The following is a 24,456-nucleotide window of genomic DNA, read 5'->3' as shown; positions in this document are numbered from 1 at the left end:
GTTCGGGCGTCGCGTTCTGCGGTCTAGAGTCGTCGGGACGGTCGACCAGAGCCCACCAGACGCCAGTTCGTCGCAATCGGAAGCGCCGCATGACGATCCCCGTGCCTGACGCCGCGAGCTACCCCGGTGAGTCTCTCGACGATGACGCGGCCCCGAACGTCCCGGCGAGGACGGCGTGGCTCGATCGGACCGTCGCGGCGTGCCTCGTCGTCGTCACCGTGGTCCTCGGCTGGAACAGGTTGACGCCCCTCGTCAGGCGGACGGCATGGGCCGAGGACGCCGGGCTCTTCCTCGTCCAGCGTCTGGATCGGGGACCCTTCGCCACGCTCCTCTTGCCTTACGACGGATATCTCCACCTCGTTCCGCGGATCGTCGTGGACCTCATCGTGGCCGTCGCGACCGACGAGGACCAGTTCGCGCTCGGCATGACGATCGCGAGCCTCACCGTCGTCGGTCTCGTCGCTGCTCTGGTCTTCCTCTTCAGCGCGTCCTTCGTCACGAGCAGGGTCATGCGGGCTGCCCTCGCACTCGTTCCCGTGCTGGCGCCGATGGCTGCCCTCGAGGCCCTGGGCAACGCGGCCAACCTGCACTGGTTCCTCCTCTACCTGCTGCCGTTCGCAGTCATCTGGAGGCCGCGTCGGATGCCCGGGCACGTCGTCCAGGTGATCGTGATCGTCGTCGTCGTGCTGAGCGAGGTGCAGTCGGTCATCTTCCTGCCGCTGGTGCTCCTCGTGGTGCTCCGGCGCGTGACCCGATCGGGAGCCGCTGCCCTCGTCCTGGCGTGCGTCGCCCAACTCGCCTCCGTCGTGGCGAGTCCACGCGTCCGCGGGGACGCACCCCTCCCCGAAGTCGTCAACGCGGCCGTCGGCTTCGTCGCGGAGCCCGTGATGGGTTCCTGGGTCTCACCGGGACGCGCCGCCGACCTCCTGACCGGGCCGCACGGGGTAGCGGTGGCCCTCGCCGCCACGGCCCCGTTCGTCATCGCCCTGGGTGCCGGTCTCGCGCGTCGGGGAGGCGCCCGGAACCTCCTTATCGCCGTGCTCGTGTACGGCGTCGTGGCGGTCTGGGTGACCGATGTCTACGCGAACCCGACCGTGACGATCGATTTCGTCAGTCGAGGCATGGGGCTGACCCGCGACATGGGGTACGTACGCTATGCCCTGGTGCCGTCGATGTTCCTCATCGCGCTGCTCGCGACGGGCATCGACCGACTCGCGGCGTCGAGATACCTCGTCTCCCGAGGGGGAGCGGTGCTCCTGGTGGTGCTCTTGGTCGTGGCTCTGACGCGACAGTTCGAGCCCTATTCCTACACTCGCATCTCGGGACCCGACTGGGCCGCCTCGGTGGCGACGGCCAGGGTGGCCTGCGAGGCGAACCCGGAAGGGGTCGTGCGCGTCGCCTCGGCACCGGCCGGGTGGGGCCTCGACGTCGCCTGTTCCGACCTCGACGGCGACGGCTTCGGCCGGTAGCCGCATCATCACGGTCGTCGCCGGAACGGTCTCCGTGCCGTCTAGGCTGAACGCGTTGTCACCAGAAAGGCAAGAATGAGTCACCACTCCGGCGCCGGCGCCCTCGTCGTCCTCCCCACCTACGACGAGGTCGAGAACCTCCCGATCATCCTGGGTCGACTCTTCGCCGCCGTTCCCGAGGTCCACGTCCTCGTGGTCGACGACGGCAGCCCGGACGGCACCGGCGAGCTCGCCGAGACGATGGCCGCGGACGACGAGCGCATCCACGTGGCACACCGCACCGGCAAGCTCGGGCTCGGCTCCGCCTACGTCATGGGCTTCGGCTGGGGCCTCGAGCGCGATTACGACGTCGTCATCGAGATGGACGCCGACGGTTCGCACCCGCCCGAGAAGCTGCCCGAGATGATCTCGCTCGTCAGCGCGGCCGGTACGTCCGCCCCGAGCCTCGCGATCGGCTCGCGGTGGGTCCCGGGCGGTTCGGTCGTCAACTGGCCGGTCTCCCGCCAGGTCCTCAGCCGCGGCGGCAACCTCTACGCGCGTCTCGCCCTCGGCCTCCAGCTCAAGGACGTCACGGCCGGGTTCCGCGCCTACACCCGCCAGGCCCTCGAGGCGATGGACCTCACCGGCATCGACTCGAAGGGCTACTGCTTCCAGGTCGACATGACGCTCCGCGTCCTCGACGCCGGCGGCCGGGTCGTCGAGGTACCCATCGAGTTCCGCGAACGCGAGCTCGGCGAGTCCAAGATGAGCCAGGCCATCGTCGTCGAGGCCATGCTCCGGGTGACGAAGTGGGGTGTCCAGCGCCGCCTGCAGACCCTGCTGGGCAAGCGCCCCGGGCCCCGCTGGGTCGTCGAGGACTGACCCCGACCGGGGCACCGGAGCCGTTCGCGGTCGGCGTCGGGGTGACCGACCCGACCCGCGCCTCCTACCGGCCGGCCGCCTGCGGCAACCGTGAGCGCCAGGACCGCTTGCGGGCCGCGATCGTCGCGATGGCGACGAAGGTCATGAGGGTGCCCTCGAAGAGCACGAAGCTCTCGGCGACGGCCGTCACCCCGATCAGCACCAGCACGAGAGCCGGCCAGACGTAGGCAACGATCGGGTGGCCCGAGGCCGTGATCCAGCTGCGCACGAACGCGAGGGTGCCGGCCACGACGAGCAGCAGGCCCCCCACGAGGCCCAGTTGCAACCAGATGTCGAAGAACGCGTTCAGGCCCGTCTCGTGTGGCCGGCCGTTCGGGGCGATGATCGTCGAGTAGGGGAAGATCTCGGTCGGCCACTGCCCGACGAAGCCCCAGCCGACGATGTCGTGTACCGCGGCCAGTTCGCGGATGCGAGCCCAGAGCAGTGACCGGACCGACAGGTCGTTCGTGGCGTCGACGGCATCGAGGAGGCGCGAGCGGCCCGCATAGGCCAGCGCGCCCCCCAGCACCACGATCACCGCGAAGACCGACTGCATGAGCGACCGTCTCGACTCGGGGGCCCGCCGCAGCGCGTCGAGCGCCACGCCCGCCACGACGAGGACGATGACCGCGATCGCCGTCGCGGGGGAGCGGGCGAAGCCGAGCGCCGTGAGGGCGAGCACGCCCGAGGCCACGGCCTGACGTCGCGGGACGGACCGGGTGAGGAACTCGACGGCGAAGGTGATGACGGCGAGCGTCGCCAGGAACCCCAGGTAGTTGCGGGTGCCCGAGATGCCCTGGATGGGCCCGCCCGCGGCGAGGTTGCCCTGGATGCCCAGGAACGCGATCGGCTGGTCGATGAGCAGCCCGCTCAGCACCTCGAGGGAGAGTGAGACGACGAGCAGGATGCGCAGAGCGTCGCCGAAGGCCCGCACGACCTGGACCAGGTCGCGTCCCAGGGCGAGGTAGAGCCCCAGGGCGCCGAACCCGACGGCGTAGGCGACTCCGCCGACGGTGACCCAGGTGTAGTCGCTCCAGAAGACGCTGAGGCCCATGAACCCGAAGAGGGCGATCAGTGACACGGGCAGGATGCCGTGCCACTCGATGTGGTGCCGACCGCCGACGAGCGAGAGGGCCGCGAGGACGACGAGGGTGCCGAGGACGGCGAGCGAGCCCGGCCACCCCATCAAGGCCCGGACCGTCTGGGTCGAGAACGCGTAGAGCACGATGGCGACCGAGAGGGCCTGCGAGAAGTGCCCGCCGGCCGAGAAACCGATCCAGGCCGAGAGGTACCGGCGCAGGGGATCGCGGCTGTGGTCGAACCCGTGGCCGTGGCCGGAGGTCACCGGTCGTGGCCCGTCCAGCCGAAGGGATCGCGGCGCGTCACGAGCACGACGACCACGAACGTGGCCCAGCCCCACTCGACGATCAGCCGGGACTCGGTCACGCCGTGGACGAGCAGAGCCGTCACGAGCAGCAGCGGCAGGAGGTCGAGGGCCGACCACGGGGCCGCGACCTCGCGCGAGAGCATGCGCCGGTCGACGGCCCACCACCACGATCTCAGGACGACGCCGACGATCGTGAGCCCGAACAACGCGAGGCCGATCCAGCCCAGCTGGAACCAGACGTCGAGGTACGCGTCGTGCGCCTGCAGGTACACGACGCCGTTGCGCTCGGCGAGGTCGCTGAACGGTTCGACGAACGGGAACCAGTAGCTGACCCAACCCCAGCCCACGACGGGGTGTTCGACGCCGAGGTCGTAGACGGCCGACCAGATGTCCGTGCGGCCCGTCAGGTCGCCGCTCTTGCCGAGCACCGCGAGGAGGGGGCCGCGGGCGAACACGGCGACGGCGACACCCACGACGACGACGAACGCTGCCTCACCGAAGACGGGGGCGCGGCGACCGGGCTCGCGACGGCGGGTCGCCAGCACCAGCAGCAGGACGAGGCCGACGGCGACCGCGACCACCGCGACCGTCGCCGACCGGGTCAGCGCGAGCGCCAGCAGCGCGGCGGCGAGCCCGACGACCGTCGAGCCGCGGGTGATCGACCGGTCCGCCGCCTGGACGGCCGTGACGATGAGGGCGAGCAAGGCGATGATCGCCAGGATGTTGCTGTTGCCCTGCAGTCCCTGGATGCGTCCGCCCTCGAACAACACGTCGCGCGACCAGAACCACGCCGCAGGCCGCCCCGTGCAGTCCAGGTAGACCGGGCAGACCGGCTGCCGGACGAACAGCCCGACGACGACCTCGAACAGCAAGGAGGCCACGACGTGGATGCGCAGCGCTCGTCCGAGAGCGGCCACGATGGCCGGCCACGGGGCGACGACGGTGATCGCCAGGGCGCCCACGCTCGTCATCAACGTGAGGACGATGCCGATCGCCGACCCGGCCGGGTACTGGGACCACGCGATCGAGGCGACGGCGAAGACCAGGAAGAGGACGAGGAGGCGCGGGAGGGTCCGCACCCGGGGTGGGTGCCGCACGACGAGGACGACCGCCGCGACCACCATCGCGACGCAGGTCGCCCCCCAGCCCCACCAGCCGGTGCCGTTGCGCAGGACGTCGCCGCCGAAGAGCACGAGGAACGCGAGCGTCGCGAACGTCGTGGCTCCGCGTGCCGGCGCCGTTCGGGCGGGGCGCGCGGGCAGCGTCGAGGTCATGGGCACCAGGCTAGACGACGGGGGAGGCGCGGCGGGGCGACCGGGGGCCACCCCGCCCGTCGGATCAGACGAAGGCTGCCTGGCCCGTGATGCTGCGGCCCACGATGAGGGTGTTCATCTCGCGGGTGCCCTCGTAGCTGTAGAGCGCCTCGGCGTCGGCGAAGAACCGGGCCACGTCGTAGTCGAGCACGATGCCGTTCCCGCCCATGACCTCGCGGGCGTACCCGACCGTCTCGCGCATGCGCGCCGTGGTGAACGCCTTGGCGAGCGAGGCGTGCTCGTCGCGCTGGGTGCCCTCGTCGAGCATCTGAGAGCAGCGCACCACCATGCCGATCGACGCGGTGATGTTGCCAATGCACTTGACCAGCAGGTCCTGGATCAGCTGGTGCTTGGCGATCGGCTTGCCGAACTGCACGCGCTCGTTGGCGTACGCCAGGGCGGCCTCGTACGCGCCGATGGAGTTGCCCACGGCCGCCCAGGCGACCTCGGCCCGCGTGAGGCGCAGCACGGCCGCCGTGCTGCGGAACGAGTCGGCCTGTTGAAGCCGGTTGCGCTCGGGCACGCGGACGTCCTCGAGGGTGATGTCGGCGTTCTGGACGATGCGGAGGCTCTGCTTGTCCTCGATCTTGGTCGCCGTGTAGCCCCCGGTGTCGGTGGGGACGATGAAGCCCTTGACCTGGCCGTCCTCGGCGCTCTTGGCCCAGATGATCGTGATGTCGCTGAACGTGGCGTTGCCGATCCACCGCTTGGAGCCGTTCAGCACCCAGTCGTCGCCGTCACGCGTGGCGATCGTGCGGAGGCCCTGGGCCGAGTCGGACCCCGACAACGGCTCGGTCAGGCCGAAGGCGCCCACCAGGTCGCCGCTCGCCATGCGGGGCAGCCACTCGGCGCGCTGCTCGGGCGAACCACCGACGCCGATCGAGCCCATGGCGAGGCCGTTCTGCACGCCGACGAAGGTCGCCACGGACGCGTCGACACGGGCGAGCTCGAGGGCGACCCAGCCGCGGAAGACGGCGGAGTTCTCGAACGGGCGCGTCTCTTCCCACGGCATGCCGAACAGGCCGAGGCCGGCGAGGCCCTTGACGATCTCGTGCGGGAAGGTCGCGTCCGCCCAGTGGCGGTTCACGCCGGGCTTGACCTCGGTCTCGAGGTAGCGGCGCAGGTCGGCCAGCACACCCTTCTCGCGGTCGGAGAGCAGGTCTTCGTAGCCGTAGAAGTCGCTGACGAGAGAGGTGAACGAGGTGAGGGTCGCTGATGACATCCGTGCTCCATTGCTTCGTGTCGGGACGACAGGAGCCTAGGCAGCGCTCCGGCCGTGACCAAGGGATTGGTAGCTTTGGTCAACGCCCCGGCGTCGTCGACCGTACGGCTTTGTAGGGGGCGACCAAGCACGACCTCGACAAGCAGGTAAAGCCATGTTCCTCGCCATCACCAACACGCCCCGCGACTACGCCTGGGGTTCGACGACGGCCATCGCCGACCTGCTCGGTCGTCGACCGAGCGGCCGCCCCGAGGCCGAGCTCTGGCTGGGCGCGCACCCGGGCTCGCCGAGCGTCGTGGTGGCCCCGGCGGTGGTGGGCGGTGCCGACACCCTCGCCGACTGGTTCGCCGCGGAGCCGGGCCGGGCCCTCGGTCGCGACCGGGACCACCTGCCGTTCCTGCTCAAGCTGCTCGCGGCCGACGGACCGCTGTCGATCCAGGCGCACCCGACCCCCGAGCAGGCCCGCGAGGGGTTCGCTCGCGAGGACGCCGCCGGCGTCCCGCTCGACGCCCCCGAGCGCAACTACAAGGACTCCTCCGCCAAGCCCGAGATCATCGTGGCCCTGAGCGACACCTTCGACGCCCTCTGCGGGTTCCGCGAGCCGACCGAGACCCTGGCCGACGTCGACCTGCTCGACGACGGCTCGGGGCGCCTCGACCGGCTCCGTCACCACCTGGGCGAGTCCCTCCGCTCGACCCTCGCGTTCCTCTTCCGGGCCGACGACGAGTCGGCCGCGACCATCGCCGCGGTCAGCGAGCTCGCCGCCGCCCACCGGGCCGAGGGCGCCAGCGTCGCGACGGTCGTCGACCTGGCCGAGCGCTACCCGGGCGACCCCGGCGTCGTGCTCTCGCTGTTGCTCAACCGGGTGACGCTGCGGGCCGGCGAGGCCCTGTTCCTGCCCGCCGGCAACGTGCACGCCTACCTGGGTGGCTTCGGCGTCGAGCTCATGGCCCCGTCCGACAACGTTCTGCGTGGCGGGTTGACGCCGAAGCACGTCGACGTCCCCGAACTGCTGAAGGTCCTCGACTTCGAACCCCTGCCGGTGCCTCGCCTCGAGCCCGTCCCGGTCGCCCGTGGGGTCGAGCGCTTCGCCCCCGGCGGCACGGCCTTCGCCCTGTTGCGGGTCGACGCCTCGGGACCCGGGGCCGTCGTCGAGATCGGCGGTCCGAGCATCGTGCTGGTCACCGACGGCGAGGTCCACGTCAAGGGGCAGGACGGCACCATCCGGCTCGGCCGTGGCGAATCCGCGTTCGTCACGCCCGACGAGGTCCGGCTCGCGATGACCGGCGACGGGACCGCGTACGTGGCCACGCCGGCCTGAGTCGGGGGCGGGGCCGCCGACCGCCCCGCGCGGCCCGTGCCGGGCGGGCCACCACCCGTCGGGCACCCGGTAGGTTGGCCCCATGTCATGGTTGGTCACCGGCGGTGCCGGGTACATCGGTTCTCACGTCGTCCGCGAGTTCACGGGGGCGGGCATCGACGCGGTGGTGCTCGACGACCTCTCGTCAGGCCTCGAGGGGTTCGTGCCCGCCGGCGTTCCGTTCGTCCGGGGTTCGATCCTCGACCGCGAGCTGATAGAGCAGACCATCGACCGTCACGGCGTCACGGGCGTCGTCCACGTCGCGGGATACAAGTACGCCGGGGTCTCGGTCCAGCGTCCGCTGCACACCTACGACCAGAACGTCACCGGGACGGCCCGCCTCCTCGAGGCCATGTCGAGCCGCGGCGTGGACCGCATCGTGTTCTCGTCGAGCGCTGCCGTCTACGGCACGCCGCCGACCGAACTCGTCACCGAGGACACGCCCAAGGCGCCCGCGTCCCCGTACGGCGAGAGCAAGCTGATCGGCGAGTGGCTGCTGCGCGACCAGGCCGTGGCCGAGGGGCTGCGCCACACGAGCCTGCGCTACTTCAACGTCGTGGGCTCGGGCCGACCCGACCTCTGGGACGCCAGCCCGCACAACCTCTTCCCGCTCGTGTTCGCGGCTCTCGCCGAGGGACGCGTCCCGCGGATCAACGGCGACGACTACGACACCCCCGACGGCACCTGCGTCCGGGACTACGTCCACGTCGCCGACCTGGCGGTCTCGCACGTCGCCGCGGCTCGGCGACTGGACGCCGGCGCGCCCGTCGAGCCCGCCTACAACCTCGGTTCGGGCGGGGGAGTCTCCGTCGCCGAGATCATGGCCGCGATGCGCGAGGGCACCGGCATCGACTTCACCCCCGAGATCGCTCCGCGTCGCCCCGGCGACCCCGACCGCATCGTCGCGGACGGCAGCCTGGCCGCGCGCGACCTCGACTGGGAGATGCGGCACACGCTGCTCGAGATGGTCACGAGCGCCTGGCAGGCCGCGCCTCGCGGCTGACGCACGACTCCGCGCACGACATCACCCGTTCCTGCCGAAACGTCCCCCGACACGCCGGGGCCCCCTTGCCCCTGATCGGGGGGTGGAGGGTTTATTGGCCCTCGACTTGACGGATGGGTAATGACACCGGTGTAATTACCTTGTCGCGTACATTCACGGGCGATCGACACGAGGGGAGATGCGCTGTGGGCATCCACGAGAACCGCGCCGGCGTCCCGGACGACTGGCACGTCGACCCGATCCAGCTGGGCGTCCCCGGCGTCGGATCGTCGGCGTCGCGAACCACCGTCGCCGACGACGAGAACCAGCTGGCCTGGCAGGCGGACTCGCTCTGCGCCCAGACCGACCCCGAGGCCTTCTTCCCCGAGAAGGGCGGCTCCACGCGGGACGCCAAGAAGATCTGCGCCTCCTGCGACGTCCGGGCCCAGTGCCTCGAGTACGCCCTGCAGAACGACGAGCGGTTCGGCATCTGGGGCGGGCTGTCCGAGCGCGAGCGTCGCAAGCTCCGCAAGCGGGCCTGACCCGCGCCTCCTCGGCTCTCGACGGCATCGACCCCTCCGGGTCGGTGCCGTTTCGTCGTCCCGGGCCCGGGTCGAGAGGACCAGGAGGCGCGGGTCGCCACGTCTCGCTCGTCGCGTCGGCGCGCCGAGCCGGTGCCCGCGTCGGTGCGACCTAGGCTGCACGAGTCATGCAGCCGAGAGTCACAGCGATCCTCGTCGCCCCTGGTGGAGCGACCTACCTCGACCGAACCCTCGACGGGCTGTCGCGTCAGACGCGGCCCCCCGAGGCGCTGGTGGTGGTCGACACCGGCGGCAAGGACTCGGCCGCGGGCCGGCTCTCGCTCAGCGGCGCCGCCCAGCTTGCCTCGCTGCCCGATGCCAAGACGTTCGGCGCCGCTGCCGCGCATGGCGTCCGGCTCTCCGACCCGGGCGACGGCGACCCCGACGAATGGGTCTGGCTGCTCGGCCACGACAACGCGCCCGCACCCGAGGCGCTCGAGCACCTCATGACGACCGTCGAGGTGTCGCCGTCCGTGGCGGTCGCGGGGCCCAAGTTGATGCGATGGGGCCAGCCCGGCGTCATCGCCGAGTTCGGCGAGACCGTCACCCGGTACGGCGCGTCGCTCGCCCGCGTCGAGAACGAGCTCGACCAGGGCCAGCACGACGTCACCGACGACGTGCTCGGCGTCGCGGCGGGCGGCATGCTCGTCCGTCGCACCGTCTGGACCGCGCTGGGCGGCTTCGATCCCGCGCTGCCGCACGTCGACGCAGCGCTCGACTTCTCGATCCGTGCCCGTCTCGCCGGTCATCGCGTGGTGCTGGTGCCCGATGCGAAGGTCGACAGCGCCGGACCGCCCGAGGAGTTCGGCCACGGACCCGTCGGTCACGCGCGTCGGGCGCGCCTCCACCGCGCGGCCCAACTGCACCGGCGCCTCGTCTACTCGGCAGCCGTCCTCTTGCCGCTGCACTGGCTCAGCCTCGTGCCGCTGGCGGTCGTGCGCAGCGTGTGGCACCTCCTCACCAAGAACCCCGGAGCCGTGGTGGGCGAGTTCGCCACCGCGTTCCGGGCTGCCTTCGGCGGCTCGCACGTGCGGGCCGCACGCCGGGCCCTCGCCCGGACCAAGAGCGTCGGTTGGAGCTCGGTCGAGCCCCTGCGGGCGTCGCGCGCACTGTTGCGAGAACGACGCGTCACCGAGCGGGACGCCCAGGTCGCCGTCGTCGAGGACGCGCCCGATCCGCGGGCCAGCTTCGTCCACTCGGGCGGTCTCTGGGTCGTCCTGGTCGCCGCCGTCGTGGGCGTGGTCGCGTTCCTGCCTCTGCTCGGCAACCCGGCCGTGACGGGTGGCGGGCTCCTGCCGCTCAGCACCTCCGTGGGTCAGCTGTGGTCGTCGGTCGGCTACGGCTGGCGCGAGATCGGCACCGGGTTCCTCGGGCCCTCCGACCCGTTCGCCGCTCTCGTCGCCGTCCTCGGCAGCCTGACGCCCTGGTCGCCGTCGACCGTGGTCGTGGGGGTCTACGTCGTGGCCCTGCCGCTCTCCGCGCTCGGGGCCTGGTTCGCCACCCGCCGCGTCACCCGCCGGAGCTGGGTGCCCGCCGTCGCCGCCGCTCTCTACGCGCTCTCGTCACCGCTGCTCTCGGGGCTCCAGTCCGGCCACCTGGGTGCCGTCCTCGCGCACGTGGCGCTGCCGTTCCTGGTCTGGGCCATGATCGGGGCCGCGAGGTCGTGGACGGCCGGGGCCACCGCCTCCTTGCTGTTCGCCGTCGTCGCCGCCGCCGCACCGTCGCTCGTCCCGGCCCTGCTCGTCGGCTGGCTCGGATCGATCGTCAGCCGCCCGCGCGGCACCCATCGCCTCGTCGCGGTGCCCCTGCCCGCGGTGGCCCTCTTCGCGCCGCTCGTTGTCACGCAGCTGCAACGGGGCACCTGGTGGGCCGTGTTCGCCGACCCCGGGGTGCCCACGAGGTCGGACCCGGCGTCGCCGCTGCAGCTGCTGCTCACGTCGCCCGAGACGGGTCTCAACGGCTGGACGGCCCTGATCGCCGGAACGGGCTTCTCGTCCGCCACGCTCGCCGTGCTGGTCGCCGTCGCGATCGCCCCGTTGGCGCTGCTCGCCGTGGCCTCACCGTTCGTCGGCTCGCAGCGCCGTGCGGTCCCCGCCCTCGCACTCGCCCTGCTCGGCTACCTCACCGCCGTCGCCGCGACCCACGTGTCGATCACGGGCGTCGGCAGCGAGACGACCACGATCTGGGCCGGCAGCGGACTGAGCCTGTACCTGCTGGGACTCGTCGGCGCCGCGGCCGTCACCCTCGACCGGCTGCCGAGGGTCGCCCCACCGGCCGGTGCCCTGGTCGCCGTTCTCGCGCTGGCGGCCGCGGCCCCCACCGTCGTCGCCTCGTTCGGTCCCGTGGCCGACGTCCGCCCGAGCTCTGGCCGCATCCTGTCGGCCTACGTCACGGCCGAGGCCGAGGCGACGCCCGACGTCGGGACGTTGGTCCTCACACCCCAGCCGGACGGCTCGCTCGCCGTGTCGCTCGAACACGGGCAGGGAGCGACGCTCGACGACCAGTCGACGCTCGACTCGACCGCCCAGCGCCTCACCTCGGTCAACGAGGACCTCACCGTCCTGGCCGGGAACCTCGTCAGTCGCAGCGGTTTCGACCCGACCGACGACCTGCGTCGACTCGGCGTCGGGTTCGTGCTGTTGACGGCCACCGACGACGACGGTGACGCCGACCGTCTCGGCCAGCGCGCGGGCGAGGCGCTCGACGCCGACGCCGACTTCCTGCCCGTCGGCGACACGTCCAACGGCCTCCTCTGGCGCTACGTGGAGGCACAGGACGAGCGCGACGCGCGTCCGGCTGCCGGGCCGCTGCGTCCGATCGTCCTGATCAGCTGGGGACTCGTCTTCGGCTCCGCCCTTCTGCTCGCCATCCCGACGTCGCCGAGACGACGTCGATCCCGGGCCGGGACGCCCGAGGCCGAGCAGCCCGCCACGACCTTCGACGAGGAGCGAGATGAATAAGCGATCGGTCTTCTCCACGACGGGACGCGTGGCGGTCGGCGTCGTCGGCCTCGCCGTCGCCGCCGCGGTCGTCGGGGGTGCCGCCGTCGTGCGCCTGCCGTCGTTCGAGACGGTGCCGGCGGGTCAGCTCGTGACCCCGGTGCCCGTCGACCAGCAACGGGTCTGCACCGGGGCGCTGCTGCAGCTCTCGGACGCCGAGGGTCAGCAGGCCACGACCGCGAGTTCGGTCGGTCGAGCCGCCGTCGCCCGGCAGTCGAGCGAGGGCGACGTCGACGTGGACGAGCTCGCCGGTGCCGACGGCGGTGACTCGCGGCCGTCCGTGGTCACCGCGCCCGTCGAGGGTTCCGACGTGCCCCTCGTCGCGGCGGCCCAGAGCCAGTCGGTCGACGAGGGCGACCTGCGCGGCTTCGCCTCGTCGCCCTGCACCGAGCCCACGAGCTCGACGTGGCTGATCGGCGGCTCGACCGAGACGGGGCGCGTCTCGCTGATCAGCCTCGTGAACCCCAGCGACGTGAACGCCACCGTCGACCTCGACATCCGGTCCGAGACCGGCGAGGTGCAGGGCCCCGGAATCGACGGGATCGTGGTCGCCCCCCGCAGCCAGAAGGTGGTGCCGCTCTCGGGCTTCGCCACCGGACTCGTCTCGCCGGCCGTCCACGTGACGAGTCGAGGTGGGCAGATCGTCGCCACCCTCCAGCAGAGCGTCGTCCGGACCCTCGAACCCGGGGGCGTGGACATCGTGACCGGGTCCGCCGCGCCCTCCCGCGAGTCGGTCGTCACGGGGATCGTCGTCCGCGACTCGGCGAACCTCGAGGGTGCGCTGGCCGACCCGTCGTCCTCCGACCTCCAGTCCGTGCTGCGCGTCCTCGTCCCGGGCCAGGACGCCGCGCAGTTGAGCGTCTCGCTGGCCACCGACGACGGCACCGGCACCACGTTCGAGACCCGGGTCGAGGGCGGACGCGTCACCGACGTGCCCATCGACGGGCTCGAGGACGGCGTCTACACCGCCACCGTACGGTCGTCCACGGCCGTGGCCGTGGCCGCCCGGACCTCCGCCGTCGCCGCCGACGCGGGGGGCGTGGACCTCAGCTGGGCCGCCTCGTCGCCGCGCCTCTCGGGTGACACCGGGGCCGTCGTGCCCGACGGTGAGGGCGGACGCCTCTGGCTCGCCAACCCGGATCAGGACGCCGTGACGGCCAAGGTCACCGTGGGTGACGGCGACGAGCGGGACGTCGAGGTGGCCGGTGGGTCGACGGTCGGCGTCGACGTGGGCCCGGGCGACGCCGTCCGGCTCGAGGACGCCGACGGCCTGCGGGCGGGCGTCAGCTTCTCGTCACCCGCGGCCATCGCCGCCTGGCCGGTGACCTCGCCGTTCCCGGCGTCGACGCCCGTGACCGTCTACCCCTGACGACGTGGGCGCCGTCCCGCGGGCGTCCGGGGTGTCTTCGGGTGTCCCGGGACGTCCCGGCCTGCTCCGAGGCCGGACGGGCCCGGTTCAGCCGTCGCGCCAGCGATCGGGCGCGAGCTCCCACGGATCCTTGCCGAGCAGGTCGGCCACGGCCCGGAACACGTAGCCCTCGACGAGCACGCGGTGGTTCCACTCGTCCTCGGCGGCACCCCGTCGGTCGTGCGACGGAGCGAGTCGTTCGATCGGCAGGCGGTACAGCACCACCCGGCCGGCGGCCCGGTCGACCGACCAGCGTTCGACGCGGGTGCGGTCGGGTTCGGCGGGGAGGCCGGCGACCTCGAACGACGTGTCGGCGAGTTCGTCGGGCCACGCCTCACGCAAGTAGTCGGCGGTGGCGGCGACGATGTCGTCGAAGAGGTCGACCCGCGTGCGCAGGAAGGGCAGGTGGGGCCCGGCGGCGGACGACCGCAATCCGCGTCCGTGGCGGTCGCGCCGACGGGACCGGTCGGTGACGCGTGCGCGGCGGGCCTTGCTCATCCGCCCATCGTAGGCCCGCCGAGGAGGCGCGGGTCGGCCCCCGGGGGACCTCGCGATAGTCTGTCCGCCAGATGAACGGTCGACCCTGCAGCAAGGTGACGTGCCACGACGAGGCCGTCGCGACGCTGACGTACGTGTACGCCGACTCGATGGTCGTCGTCGGTCCCCTGAGCGACCGCGTCGAGCCGCACGGTTACGACCTCTGTGCCCGCCACGCGGGCACGTTGTCGGTCCCGCAGGGCTGGCAGGTCCTGCGCCGGGTAGTTTTGGGCCATGACCTCTGAGAACACCCCCGTCGACCTGACCGCCTTCGTCAAGACCTACGACGTCCGTGGGCTCGTCGGCAGCCAACTCACCGACGAGGTGGTCGAGGCGTTCGGGGCGGCCTTCGCCGACGAGATCGAGGGCGCCGGCCGCGACCTGGTCGTCGGCCACGACATGCGCGACTCCTCGCCCGGCTTCGCCGAGGCCTTTGTCCGGGGTGCCCGCGCCCGGGGCGCCGACGTCGTCGCACTCGGCCTGTGCTCCACCGACGAGTCGTACTTCGCCTCAGGCTCGCTCGACGCCCCGGCGGCCATGTTCACCGCGAGCCACAATCCGGCCACCTACAACGGCATCAAGATGAGTCGGGCCGGCGCCCAGGGCATCAGCCTCGACACGGGACTGTCCTCGATCCGTGACCGCGCCTCCTCGTTCCTCGCCGACGGCATCGAGGCCGTCGCCGAACCCGGCACCGTGCGAGAGCACGACGCGCTGCCCGACTACGCCGCCTACCTGCGTGGACTGGTCGACCTGTCCGGCATCCGGCCGATCACGGTCGTCGTCGACGCGGGCAACGGCATGGGCGGGCTCACCGTCCCGGCGGTGCTGGGCGAGGCCGCGGGTCTGCCGAAGCTGCCGATCGAGATCATCCCGCTGTACTTCGAGCTCGACGGCACCTTCCCGAACCACGAGGCGAACCCCCTCGATCCCGCCAACCTCGTCGACCTCCAGAAGGCCGTCCTCGAGCACGGGGCCGACCTGGGCCTGGCGTTCGACGGTGACGCCGACCGCTGCTTCGTCGTCGACGAGAAGGGCGACGCCGTGACCCCGTCGGCCGTGGCCGCGATCGTCGCCGTCCGCGAGATCGCCCGCGTCCGCGCCGCCGAGCCCGACGCCGAGATCTCGGTGATCCACAACCTGATCACGTCGCGCGCGGTGCCCGAGGCCATCGAGGCCGCCGGAGCGACCCCGGTGCGCACCCGAGTCGGCCACTCGTTGATCAAGGACGAGATGCGAGCGACCGGCGCGATCTTCGGCGGCGAGCACTCGGCGCACTACTACTTCCGCGACTTCTGGAGCGCCGACAACGGCATGTTGGCCGCCATGCACGTCCTGGCCGAGTTCGGGGCGCAGACCGAGCCTCTCTCGACCTTGACCGATCGGTACACGCCGTACGCGGCGAGCGGCGAGATCAACTCGACCGTCACCGACGTGCCGGCGGCGTACGCCCGAATCGTCGGGGCCTATGCCGGGGTCGGCGACTTCGACGAACTCGACGGGCTCACGGTCAGCGGGACGTCCGACGACGGGTTCTGGTGGTTCAACGTCCGTCCCTCGAACACCGAGCCGCTGCTGCGCCTGAACGCCGAGGCGGCGACGCCCGGTGGCATGGAGCGCGTCCGTGACGACGTCCTCGGGCTGATCCGCGGCTGACGGTCGACCGGCTCCGCGGCCGCGGAGCCGAGCTCGTTACCCCCTGGGGGTATCCTGGCGACCGGACGACACAGGCAGGAGGCGCGGGTGGCGCAGCAGGGTGATCACGCGACGACGACGCACGTCGGTTACAGCGGCGACAAAGAGCAGATCGTCAAGCGTCTGCGCCGCGCCGAGGGCCAGGTGCGGGGCATCCAGCGGATGGTCGAGGACGACACGTACTGCATCGACGTGCTGACCCAGGTCAGTGCGGCCACTCGCGCCCTCGAGACCGTGGCGCTCCAGCTGCTCGAGGACCACCTCGCCCACTGCGTCGCCCAGGCCGCCCGCGAGGGAGGCGACGTCGCGGACGCCAAGGTGCGCGAGGCGTCCGCGGCGATCGCGAGGCTCGTCCGGTCGTGAGCCTGCGGGCCACGGTTCACCGCGACGACGGCGACGACGATCAGCGCCGGGGAAAGCCCGGGACGGTCTCGGTCAGGGTCGGGGTGAGGCGGTCGAGCAGGGCGGACTCACGAGCCAGGGCCGCGGACTCGCGTTGACGACGAAGCGCCGAGACCCCGGCCAGGAGGAACTCGGGATCGCCCGACGGCACGGGCGAGACGTACGGCGTCGCCTCGGCCGCCAGGTCGTCGGCGACACGTCGTCGACTGGCGGGGGAGAGCTGCGGGGCCTGCTGCAGGAACGACGCGATGCGACGGGCCAGGCCGTCGGGCAGGCGCCCGACGTCCGCGATCTCGGCCCAGCCCTGCAGGTGGGACGGCACGCCGTAGACCACGTGAGCGGCCTTGGACACGCGCTCGTTGCGACTGTAGGTGCCGGCCATCAGGTCGCCTAGGCGGCGCGACGACCCGTTCAGCAGGGCGACGACGACGGCCAGGCCGCCACTGGTCAGGACGATCTCGAGCAGCCCCACCAGTGCCCGGGTGAGGGCGTGGCGCAGGCCGATCGCCCCTCCGTCGGTGCGGACGATGCGCGCACCCACGGCGAGCTTGCCCAGGGACCGACCGTGGCTCGCCGTCTCGACCACCGTCGGCACGACGATGAAGCAGATCGCGATCGACGCGACGAGGAAGGCCTGCGACAGGGCGTCGTCCAGCACCCCGCCCTCGTTGAGCAGCGAGACGAGCAGCAACGCGCCGACGAGCAACAGGGCGTAGGCCAGGTAGTCGATGAGCACGCCGGCGGCCCGCAGCACGAAGCTCGTCGGCCGGAGGTCGAGAGCCACCGCCTCGCCCGTGACGAGCTCGTCCCCACCCGCCGCGAAGGCCTCGACCTGGTCGGGGCGCAGCACCACCGGGGAGGCGCCTCGTGCCTTCGTGCGGGACATGCCTAGTATCTAAGCAGAATGGACATCGACGCCTACGCCGCCGCCCACGGCCACGACTGGGCCGAGCTCGATCGCCTCGCCCGACGCCACCGACCGAGCGGACCCGAGGCCGACGAGCTCGTGCGCCTGTACCAGTCCGGAGCCGGGCAGCTGTCCGCGCTGAAGACGGCGACCGGTGACTCGGTGGTGGCCGACCGCCTCTCGATGTCCCTGTCCCGCGCACGCCTGCGGTTCACGGGAGCCGGCCGCAACCTGTTCAGTCAACTGCCCGCCTTCTTCGTCGCGCAGCTGCCGGCCGCCCTCTACCGTGTGCGGTGGCTGTCGCTCGTGCTGACGCTCGTGACCGTCGTCGTCGCGGCGGTGTTCGCGGTCTGGGCGGCGAACACGCCCGCGTTGCTGGCCTCGTTCGGCAGCGAGGAGTTCCGTCGGCAGTTCGCCGAGCAGGACTTCGTGAACTACTACTCGGAGAGCGCCTCGACCTCGTTCACCGGCCAGGTGTGGACGAACAACGCGTACATCGCGGCCCAGTGCGTGGCCTTCGGGATCACCGGGGTCTGGGTGCCGTACGCGATCCTCAGCAACGCCATGAACGTCGGCATCTCGGCCGGGCTCATGGCCGACCAGGGGCGGTTGGACCAGTTCTTCCTGTACATCGCCCCGCACGGCCAGCTCGAGCTCTACAGCATCTTCGTCGCCGGGGCGGCTGGCTTGTTGATCTTCTGGTCCTGGGTGGCTCCCGGTGCCCGCACGCGGGGGCAGGCGTTGGCCCAGGACGGACGCGCACTCGTGACCATCGCGGTCGGACTCACGCTCTCGTTGCTGGTCTCGGGCGTCATCGAGGGGTTCGTCACCCGGCAGGCCTGGCCGTGGCCGATCAAGATCGGGATCGGCACCGTGGCCCTGCTCGGCTTCCTGGCCTACCAGTGGCTGCTCGGCGGTCGGGCCCACCGGGCCGGTCAGACAGGCGACCTCGACGAGTTCGAGGCCGGGGCGACGCAACTCGTCGCCGACTGATCCCGCGTCATCGCCCCCGGCGCCTCCGCTGCGTCAGAGGCGGCCGGCCGCTTTGAGCGCGAGATACCGATCCGCGAGCGCCGGCGGAAGGTCGGCCGGCGCGCCGGTCACGACGTCGGCGCCGAGTTGACGCAGGGCGGCACCGACACGACCCTGGTCGAGCCGGGCGCGTTCGGCCGACGCCGCTCGGTAGACCTCGTCGCGGGTGCCGCGTCGGAGGACCGTCTCGTCGAGCGCCGGATCGGTGACCGACGCCACGACGACGAGGTGCTGGCGGGTGAGTTGGGGGATCGCCGCGAGCATCGACCGTGAGGCACCGGGGCTGTCGACCGTCGTCGCGAGAACGACAAGCGCCCGGTGGGACGTCACCGACCGGACGAGGGCCGGCACGGCGGCCCAGTCGGTCTCGACGAGTTCGGGCTCGACCGGCGCCAGCGTCTCGACCATCGACGACAGCAGGGCGGGCCCGGTCGCGCCCTGGACGCGGCCCCGGACCCGGCGGTCGAAGAGGACGACGTCGACCCGGTCGCCGGCCCTCGACGCCAGGGCCCCGAGCAGGAGGGCCGACTCGAAGGCCGTGTCGAGCCGGGGCTCGTCGTCGATGCGGGCCGCCGAGGTGCGCCCGGTGTCGACCACGACGACCACACGGCGGTCGCGCTCCGGTCGCCAGGTGCGCACGACGAGGTCGTCGCGGCGTGCGGTCGCCCGCCAGTCGATGGAACGGACGTCGTCCCCTCGCACGTACTCGCGCAGGCTGTCGAACTCCGTGCCCTGGCCGCGGATCATCACGCTCGTGCGGCCGTCGAGCTCGCGCAGCCGGGCCAGACGGGAGGGCAGGTGCTTGCGCGACGAGAAGCGCGGCAGGACGCGCACCGCGCCGGGCACCTCGTGCGTCGCCTGGCGACCGGCCAGCCGGAGGGGGCCGACGGTCCGGACGGTGACGCCTCCGGCTCGGCGTTCGCCCCGGCGGAACGGGGTCAGCGTGACCGCGAGGGTGGCGGCCCCTCCCGGCCGCAGGGAGAGACGGCGGCGGGTGGGGGTGGCGCCGGCCGACGGCTGCCAAGCGTCCCGGAGGAGTCCGCGCAGGGTGCGTCGACCGTCGTTCACGACGGTCAGCCGGGCGGGCGCGCTCTCGCCGAGGCGGATCGCCCCGGGCAGCTCGCGCCGGATCGTGAGCGACCGGGGCGATGCCGCGAGAGCCACGTCGACCACGGTCAGCGCGGTGACGACACCGAGCCACCCCACGATCGCCCATCCGCTGCCCGTGACGACGACGGGCACGACGCCGAGCGCGACGAGCGCGACGAACCAACCGGTGATCGCCATGGCTAGAGCGGCACCCGGACCTGCTGCAGCACCGAGCGGACGATGCCGTCCGCGTCGACGCCCTCGAGTTCGGCCTCGGGGCGTAGCTGCAGGCGGTGCCGCAGCACGGGCAGGGCCATGGCCTGGACGTGGTCGGGCGTGACGTGGTCGAAGCCGGTCAGCCACGCCCACGCCTTCGAGGCAGCGAGCAGGGCCGTGGACCCGCGGGGGCTCACGCCGATCTTCACCGACGGGCTCTCGCGTGTGGCCCGGGCCAGGTCGACCATGTAGGCGAGCACGTCGGGGGAGGCACCGACGCGGGCCACCTCGGCCTGTGCGCGGGCGAGGTCGTCGGGGCCGAGCACCGGGGTGACGCCGGCGGCCCGCAGGTCGCGGGGTGAGAAGCCCGCGGCGTGGCGGTTCAGCACCTCGACCTCGGCCTCGCGCGGCGGCAGGTCGAGGGTGAGCTTCATCAGGAACCGGTCGAGCTGGGCCTCGGGCAGCGTGTAGGTGCCCTCGTACTCGACGGGGTTCATGGTCGCCGCGACCAGGAACGGCGTCGGCAGTGCGCGACTGACCCCGTCGACCGAGACCTGGCGCTCCTCCATGGCCTCGAGCAGCGCGGACTGCGTCTTGGGCGGTGTGCGGTTGATCTCGTCGGCGAGCAGGACGTTGGTGAACACCGGGCCGGCGCGGAACTCGAACTCGCCCGACTTCGCGTCGTACACGAGCGACCCGGTGATGTCTCCGGGCATCAGGTCGGGCGTGAACTGCACCCGTGCGGTGTCGAGCGACAGCGAGTGGCTGAGTGCGCGCACGAGCAGGGTCTTGGCCACGCCGGGGACGCCCTCGAGCAGGGCGTGCCCCTGCGCCAGCAGGGTGACGATCAGGCCCGTCACGGCGCCGTCCTGGGCCACGACGGCCTTCCCGACCTCGGTTCGGACTCGGGCGAAGGTCTGCTGCAGTTCTGAGCTCATCTGGTGGTCACTTCCGGGGTGGGGATCGATGCGGGGACGGACGGACGAGGCCCAGGAGGCGCGGGTCGGGTCACGACGGAGCCACCGCCCGTCGCACCTCGCGCTCGAGGTCGAGCAGGCTGTCGCTCAGCGAGACGAGCTCGCGGTCGTCGGCCGGGTCGGCATCCACGAGCACGTACCGCAGGCCCCGCGGGTCGGCCGAGGTGAGCGCGGCCACCCGGGCGACGACCTCGTCGACCGAGGCGGTCGACGACAGGCCCGTCGTTCGCGCGAGTCGCCCGAACGTGCCGATGCGGAGCTGGTCGAGGGCGTGGCGGCGCTGCCCGGACCGTTCGTAGAGCCGGGCGCGACCCTCGGTGGTCTCGGACGCCTTGACGGTCACCGGCAGTCGCTCGACGACGAGGGCACCGAGGCGTCGACCCCGCCACACCATGGCGGCCACTCCGGCCAGGAGCAGGACCGCCAGCGAGGGCGTCACCCACGGAGGCGTGAGCGTGGCGAGCGTGCCCTGGCCCTCGGGCAGGTCGCCGGCCGAGGGCAGGTACCAGGTCAACTCGGAGGATCCGCCGAGCAGGGCGAGTGCGAAGGCCGCGTCGTCGTCCGTCGCGATGGCGCCGTTGGTCAACGCGCCCGTGGCACCCAGGACGGACACCTTCGTGCCACCGTCGTCGAGCTCGACGAGACCGTAACCGTCGTCGGACGGGAGGCAACGGACGGCACCCGGGGCGTCGACGGCGTAGGCGACACCCGCGACGTCGACCCGGGACGCCTGTCCGAGGGCCGGCGACGTGCAGGCGGGCGCGGCCGTGCCGTCCTCGACCGGGGCGGCCGTCGAGACGCCCGGGGCCACCCTGTCGAGTGCGGCGGACCCGGGGGAGAGGAGCACGAGGTGGGAGGTCGCCGTCGCGAGGCGCCGCCACTGGTCGCCGACCAGGAACCCGGAGGCGTCGTCGACGAGGAGCGTGCCGTCGCCGGCCTCGAGCCGGTCGAGGGTGTCGCCGAGGGTGGTCGTCACGGTCACGTCGACGCCCTGCCGGCCGAGCACTTCCACCAGTGCCTTCGCCCCACCGGGGGCGGCGTTCGCGGGGCCGAGGGCGCGCCCCTCGCCCGAGCCCGAGCCGACGAGGATTGTGGCCGCGACGCCGAGCGCCAGGACGAGGGCGAGGGCTGCCCAGAACCGGGCACGTCGGAGCATCGCCGTGACGGTGGGGGTCGAGACCGTGCCGGTCTCGGCGGAGGGCGCGGTGACGGTCACGCGTCCACCCGCCGGGACGAGGCCACACGCCGGTCGAGCTCGACGACGGCCCGGTAGGCCTCGTCGGTGCCGGGGCGGTCGAGGTAGCGGACGCCGTCGAAGGCGGTGGCGGCGTCGGCGAACCCTGCCCGGAGGTCGGGGAAGACGTCGCCCGCCCGGCGGGCCACGTCGCGGGCGGTGGTGCCGGGGGAGACCGCGACGTCGCCCCGCTCGGCCAGCGAGCGGGCGATCGCCCGGAAGGCCTCGGCGACGGCGAGCGTCAGGTCGCCCCGGGAGGCGGCCTCGCGGGCCGCGGCACGCATGGCATCGCTGTCACGCACGTCGTCGTCGCCGAAGAGGACGAGGTCACGGGCGGACCGTCGGTTGAGCCGCGGCACCCCGTAGACGAGCAGCACGACCACGACGACCACCACGACGACTGCGAGCAGCACGATCGCCGCGACCGCCGGCGCTCCCTCCGTCCCCCCGAACCGGATGGAACCGAGCCAGTCCCAGAACGCCTGCGCCGCGCGGTCGAGCCAGGACGGTTGCGCCGCCACGTACTCGGGCCCGGTGAGCTCGCGCAGGACCTCGCGCCGGGCGTCGTCGGCGTCGGGGGTCAGCGGGGGCCCCGCGGCGAAGGGCAGGGGACTCACCAGCGGGGTGCTCCCGGGTGCGTCGTCGGGGCGAGCGGGGCCTCGGGCGTGCGGTACGGGTCGGGTTGCCCCTCGGCCGACCGGCCCCCGCGCTCGACGTAGCGGACGAGTTCGAGGTCGAGCCCCTCGGTGCGGATGCGCCGGTCGACGTAGACGAGACCGGCCGACGCCGCCTGGAGGACGGAGCCGATCGCGCCGATGACCGCCGTGATGCCCAGGGTCACGGCATAGGTGCCCGCCGTCAGGGCGAGGAAGGTCGGATCGGTCACGTCGCCCGTCGGCGCGAGCGTGCTGGTCAGGACGCTGAACAACACCGAGAAGGGCGTCGCGACGACCTGCGAGGCGACCTGGATCATGAGGAACACGAGTGCGATCACGCCGAAGGTCCGCCAGAAGGAGGCGCGGGTCAGCGACCACGAGCGCCTCACCGCCGCACCGAGCGTCATCCGCTCGAGCATGATCGCGCTTGGCACGAGGCAGGTCTTGACGGTCAGCCACACGCCGAGCACGAGGAGGCCCAGCCCGAGCAGGACCCCGACCCCGACCCCGACGGCGATGCTCGGGCCCGAACCGAGGGCCACGCCCACGACGACGACGCCCGCCACGAGGGCCAGCGCCACGACGTAGGCGGCGGTCAGCAGGGCGGACCAGCCGACGAGCGTCCCCAGACGGCCCTTGGCCAGTGCCCAGAGGCCGCCGAGTCGGAGCTTCTCCCCGAGCGTCTGACGAGCGGTCTCGAGCACGAAGAGCCCCTGGAGCAGGGCCGTGACGATCACCTGCAGGGCGATCGGCACGAGAGCCGACGCGGCCACGATGGCGACGGCGCCGGCCAGCACCGCGTCACGGTCGCGGGGCAGGGCCTGTTCGACCCGTCCGAAGGCGAGGAAGGCGCTGCCGCCGGTGATCGCCACGGTCACCACGAGCAGGACGACCTGCGACAACAGGGCCGTGCCGAACGTGGTGCGCGGATTGCGGCGGAAGACCTGGAACGAGGCGCCCAGGATCTCGCCGAAGGTCAGGGGACGCAGCGGCACGAGGCCGGGTCTCGGCGGCGGGGCCCAGCCAGGGGCCGGCGGCGGGGTGGACCCGCCCGGGGGCGCCACGGGCACGGATGCGGAGCCGTCGGACGACGGGTCGACGCGCTCGCCCCAGCGCGTATGGGACGTGTCGCCCCCCGGTGTGCTCCAGGCGTTCGGATCGGTCATGGTCCCCCTGGTCGTCCTGACCGTGAGGTCGTCCTCACGGGTGTGTTCATGTTTCCACACCGGACCGGGCGCTGCCAGCCGATGCGCGCCTCCTGCACTAATCTGTCCTGACGTGCCGCCTCCCGAGCGGCCCAGCCCAGACGGAGAACATGAACCCGCGCATCCTCGTGGTCGACGACGACCCGGCGCTCGCCGAGATGATCGGCATCGTCCTACGCGCCGACGAGTTCGACCCCCACTTCTGCGGCGACGGCGCGGGTGCCCTCGAGGCCTTCCACGAGGCCTCACCCGACCTCGTCCTGCTCGACCTGATGCTGCCGGGCCTCGACGGCATCGAGGTCTGTCGCCTCATCCGTGCCGAGAGCGGTGTGCCGATCATCATGTTGACCGCCAAGGGCGACACCGCCGACGTGGTCCGGGGTCTCGAGAGCGGGGCCGACGACTACGTCGTCAAGCCGTTCAACCCGAAAGAGCTCGTCGCGCGCATCCGCACCCGGCTGCGCCCGGCCACCGAGCCGACCAACGACGTGCTCACGGTGGGCGACCTGCGCCTCGACGTCGCGGCACACGAGGTGCGACGCGGTGACACGCCGATCGCCCTGACCCCGCTCGAGTTCGAGCTGCTGCTCGCGCTCGCCTCGAAGCCGCAACAGGTCTTCACGCGCGAGATGCTGCTCGAGCAGGTGTGGGGCTACCACTACAAAGCCGACACCCGGCTGGTGAACGTCCACGTGCAGCGGCTGCGCGCGAAGGTGGAGCACGACCCCGACGCGCCCCGCATCGTCACGACCGTGCGCGGCGTCGGGTACCGCGCCGGCGCGGGTTCGTAGCCCGGTCGGGTGGCGCTCGTGTCGACGGTCGCGGGGCCCGACCAGGGCGGGCCCGCCCGGTCGGGCGGGCCGTGGTCGTGGCGCGCGCCGGCCT

General features: G+C 72.5%; 22 protein-coding genes. 12 read left to right on the top strand and 10 right to left on the bottom strand.

The genetic code is table 11. The annotated features are described in order from the left end of the window. Positions 1–89 precede the first annotated feature (89 nt). Entirely contained in the window at positions 90–1,469 is a 1,380-nt protein-coding gene (locus tag SZ60_RS05325; protein WP_043594338.1) for a hypothetical protein, read from the top strand. A 75-nt stretch (positions 1,470–1,544) separates the two neighbouring features. Further along, a complete protein-coding gene (locus SZ60_RS05320; RefSeq protein WP_043594336.1) occupies positions 1,545–2,330 on the top strand; it encodes a polyprenol monophosphomannose synthase in 786 nt (261 codons plus the stop codon). A gap of 64 nt (positions 2,331–2,394) precedes the next feature. On the opposite strand, the gene SZ60_RS05315 is transcribed toward SZ60_RS05320, so the two are convergent. The 3 genes from SZ60_RS05315 to SZ60_RS05305 form a co-directional block, all read right to left on the bottom strand. Then, the gene (locus SZ60_RS05315) at positions 2,395–3,714 is read right to left on the bottom strand and encodes a hypothetical protein (RefSeq protein ID WP_052505180.1); all 1,320 of its coding nucleotides are present in this window, start codon (positions 3,712–3,714) and stop codon (positions 2,395–2,397) included. Further along, complete coding sequence (locus SZ60_RS05310; protein WP_043594335.1) at positions 3,711–5,030, bottom strand: O-antigen ligase; 1,320 nt, start codon at positions 5,028–5,030, stop codon at positions 3,711–3,713. Before SZ60_RS05310 ends, SZ60_RS05315 begins: the two co-directional genes overlap by 4 nt. Positions 5,031–5,094: 64 nt before the next feature. Beyond that, complete coding sequence (locus SZ60_RS05305; RefSeq protein ID WP_043594334.1) at positions 5,095–6,291, bottom strand: acyl-CoA dehydrogenase family protein; 1,197 nt, start codon at positions 6,289–6,291, stop codon at positions 5,095–5,097. A 154-nt stretch (positions 6,292–6,445) separates the two neighbouring features. Between SZ60_RS05305 and manA the strand changes: the two genes are divergently transcribed. The 5 genes from manA to SZ60_RS05280 all read left to right on the top strand — a co-directional run bounded on the left by manA (position 6,446) and on the right by SZ60_RS05280 (position 13,582). Continuing rightward, on the top strand, positions 6,446–7,612 hold the full coding sequence (gene manA / locus SZ60_RS05300) for a mannose-6-phosphate isomerase, class I (protein ID WP_043594332.1): 1,167 nt from the start codon (positions 6,446–6,448) through the stop codon (positions 7,610–7,612). An 82-nt stretch (positions 7,613–7,694) separates the two neighbouring features. After that, on the top strand, positions 7,695–8,654 hold the full coding sequence (gene galE, locus SZ60_RS05295) for a UDP-glucose 4-epimerase GalE (protein ID WP_043594330.1): 960 nt from the start codon (positions 7,695–7,697) through the stop codon (positions 8,652–8,654). Positions 8,655–8,839: 185 nt separating this feature from the next. Continuing rightward, complete coding sequence (locus tag SZ60_RS05290; protein WP_167599050.1) at positions 8,840–9,175, top strand: WhiB family transcriptional regulator; 336 nt, start codon at positions 8,840–8,842, stop codon at positions 9,173–9,175. Positions 9,176–9,342: 167 nt separating this feature from the next. After that, positions 9,343–12,174, top strand: a complete 2,832-nt coding sequence (locus SZ60_RS05285) for a glycosyltransferase family 2 protein (RefSeq protein ID WP_043594328.1) — start codon at positions 9,343–9,345, stop codon at positions 12,172–12,174. Continuing rightward, positions 12,167–13,582, top strand: a complete 1,416-nt coding sequence (locus SZ60_RS05280; protein WP_156155496.1) for a DUF5719 family protein — start codon at positions 12,167–12,169, stop codon at positions 13,580–13,582. The genes SZ60_RS05285 and SZ60_RS05280 overlap by 8 nt, the downstream gene beginning before the upstream one ends. An 87-nt stretch (positions 13,583–13,669) precedes the next feature. Here SZ60_RS05280 and SZ60_RS05275 read toward each other — a convergent pair whose 3' ends face one another. Further along, entirely contained in the window at positions 13,670–14,119 is a 450-nt protein-coding gene (locus SZ60_RS05275; RefSeq protein ID WP_043594324.1) for a metallopeptidase family protein, read from the bottom strand. Between the two features lie 71 nt (positions 14,120–14,190). On the opposite strand from SZ60_RS05275, the gene SZ60_RS05270 reads away from it, so the two are divergent. From SZ60_RS05270 to SZ60_RS05260, 3 genes are all read left to right on the top strand, one after another. Beyond that, positions 14,191–14,403: a DUF3499 family protein gene (locus SZ60_RS05270; RefSeq protein ID WP_043594322.1), complete on the top strand. Its 213-nt coding sequence runs from the start codon at positions 14,191–14,193 to the stop codon at positions 14,401–14,403. Next, a complete protein-coding gene (locus tag SZ60_RS05265) occupies positions 14,393–15,814 on the top strand; it encodes a phosphomannomutase/phosphoglucomutase (protein WP_043594321.1) in 1,422 nt (473 codons plus the stop codon). Before SZ60_RS05270 ends, SZ60_RS05265 begins: the two co-directional genes overlap by 11 nt. Positions 15,815–15,964: 150 nt before the next feature. Beyond that, positions 15,965–16,216, top strand: coding sequence for a metal-sensitive transcriptional regulator (locus SZ60_RS05260; protein WP_233568399.1), 252 nt, complete (start codon positions 15,965–15,967; stop codon positions 16,214–16,216). Between the two features lie 40 nt (positions 16,217–16,256). On the opposite strand, the gene SZ60_RS05255 is transcribed toward SZ60_RS05260, so the two are convergent. Further along, the gene (locus SZ60_RS05255) at positions 16,257–17,141 is read right to left on the bottom strand and encodes an RDD family protein (RefSeq protein WP_082059893.1); all 885 of its coding nucleotides are present in this window, start codon (positions 17,139–17,141) and stop codon (positions 16,257–16,259) included. Positions 17,142–17,159: 18 nt separating this feature from the next. On the opposite strand from SZ60_RS05255, the gene SZ60_RS05250 reads away from it, so the two are divergent. Beyond that, positions 17,160–18,155 (top strand): stage II sporulation protein M, encoded by a 996-nt coding sequence (locus SZ60_RS05250; protein ID WP_043594317.1) that lies wholly within the window; start codon positions 17,160–17,162, stop codon positions 18,153–18,155. 33 nt (positions 18,156–18,188) lie between these two features. On the opposite strand, the gene SZ60_RS05245 is transcribed toward SZ60_RS05250, so the two are convergent. The 5 genes from SZ60_RS05245 to SZ60_RS05225 form a co-directional block, all read right to left on the bottom strand. Then, positions 18,189–19,481, bottom strand: coding sequence for a DUF58 domain-containing protein (locus SZ60_RS05245; protein WP_043594315.1), 1,293 nt, complete (start codon positions 19,479–19,481; stop codon positions 18,189–18,191). A gap of 2 nt (positions 19,482–19,483) precedes the next feature. Next, positions 19,484–20,437: a MoxR family ATPase gene (locus tag SZ60_RS05240; protein ID WP_043594313.1), complete on the bottom strand. Its 954-nt coding sequence runs from the start codon at positions 20,435–20,437 to the stop codon at positions 19,484–19,486. 70 nt (positions 20,438–20,507) lie between these two features. Further along, the gene (locus SZ60_RS05235) at positions 20,508–21,692 is read right to left on the bottom strand and encodes a DUF4350 domain-containing protein (RefSeq protein WP_052505179.1); all 1,185 of its coding nucleotides are present in this window, start codon (positions 21,690–21,692) and stop codon (positions 20,508–20,510) included. Continuing rightward, positions 21,689–22,327, bottom strand: coding sequence for a DUF4129 domain-containing protein (locus tag SZ60_RS05230; protein WP_052505178.1), 639 nt, complete (start codon positions 22,325–22,327; stop codon positions 21,689–21,691). The genes SZ60_RS05235 and SZ60_RS05230 overlap by 4 nt, the downstream gene beginning before the upstream one ends. After that, positions 22,324–23,532 carry a hypothetical protein gene (locus SZ60_RS05225; protein ID WP_156155495.1) on the bottom strand — a complete coding sequence of 403 codons (1,209 nt, stop codon included), beginning with the start codon at positions 23,530–23,532 and terminating at the stop codon, positions 22,324–22,326. The genes SZ60_RS05230 and SZ60_RS05225 overlap by 4 nt, the downstream gene beginning before the upstream one ends. A 149-nt stretch (positions 23,533–23,681) precedes the next feature. Here SZ60_RS05225 and mtrA point away from each other — a divergent pair, with 149 nt between their 5' ends. Continuing rightward, positions 23,682–24,362 (top strand): MtrAB system response regulator MtrA, encoded by a 681-nt coding sequence (gene mtrA, locus SZ60_RS05220; protein WP_043594311.1) that lies wholly within the window; start codon positions 23,682–23,684, stop codon positions 24,360–24,362. The last annotated feature ends 94 nt before the right edge of the window (positions 24,363–24,456 follow it).

This window comes from Frigoribacterium sp. MEB024 (assembly GCF_000878135.1).
GTDB lineage: Bacteria > Actinomycetota > Actinomycetes > Actinomycetales > Microbacteriaceae > Frigoribacterium.
This window is presented reverse-complemented; position numbering and strand designations above follow the sequence as displayed.

Coding starts and splice junctions, on each gene's coding strand:
- SZ60_RS05325 (WP_043594338.1), top strand. CDS start 90: ATGACGATCCCCGTGCCTGACGCCGCGAGCTACCCCGGTGAGTCTCTC.
- SZ60_RS05320 (WP_043594336.1), top strand. CDS start 1,545: ATGAGTCACCACTCCGGCGCCGGCGCCCTCGTCGTCCTCCCCACCTAC.
- SZ60_RS05310 (WP_043594335.1), bottom strand. CDS start 5,030: ATGACCTCGACGCTGCCCGCGCGCCCCGCCCGAACGGCGCCGGCACGC.
- SZ60_RS05305 (WP_043594334.1), bottom strand. CDS start 6,291: ATGTCATCAGCGACCCTCACCTCGTTCACCTCTCTCGTCAGCGACTTC.
- manA (WP_043594332.1), top strand. CDS start 6,446: ATGTTCCTCGCCATCACCAACACGCCCCGCGACTACGCCTGGGGTTCG.
- galE (WP_043594330.1), top strand. CDS start 7,695: ATGTCATGGTTGGTCACCGGCGGTGCCGGGTACATCGGTTCTCACGTC.
- SZ60_RS05285 (WP_043594328.1), top strand. CDS start 9,343: ATGCAGCCGAGAGTCACAGCGATCCTCGTCGCCCCTGGTGGAGCGACC.
- SZ60_RS05280 (WP_156155496.1), top strand. CDS start 12,167: ATGAATAAGCGATCGGTCTTCTCCACGACGGGACGCGTGGCGGTCGGC.
- SZ60_RS05275 (WP_043594324.1), bottom strand. CDS start 14,119: ATGAGCAAGGCCCGCCGCGCACGCGTCACCGACCGGTCCCGTCGGCGC.
- SZ60_RS05270 (WP_043594322.1), top strand. CDS start 14,191: ATGAACGGTCGACCCTGCAGCAAGGTGACGTGCCACGACGAGGCCGTC.
- SZ60_RS05265 (WP_043594321.1), top strand. CDS start 14,393: ATGACCTCTGAGAACACCCCCGTCGACCTGACCGCCTTCGTCAAGACC.
- SZ60_RS05255 (WP_082059893.1), bottom strand. CDS start 17,141: ATGTCCCGCACGAAGGCACGAGGCGCCTCCCCGGTGGTGCTGCGCCCC.
- SZ60_RS05250 (WP_043594317.1), top strand. CDS start 17,160: ATGGACATCGACGCCTACGCCGCCGCCCACGGCCACGACTGGGCCGAG.
- SZ60_RS05245 (WP_043594315.1), bottom strand. CDS start 19,481: ATGGCGATCACCGGTTGGTTCGTCGCGCTCGTCGCGCTCGGCGTCGTG.
- SZ60_RS05240 (WP_043594313.1), bottom strand. CDS start 20,437: ATGAGCTCAGAACTGCAGCAGACCTTCGCCCGAGTCCGAACCGAGGTC.
- SZ60_RS05225 (WP_156155495.1), bottom strand. CDS start 23,532: ATGACCGATCCGAACGCCTGGAGCACACCGGGGGGCGACACGTCCCAT.
- mtrA (WP_043594311.1), top strand. CDS start 23,682: ATGAACCCGCGCATCCTCGTGGTCGACGACGACCCGGCGCTCGCCGAG.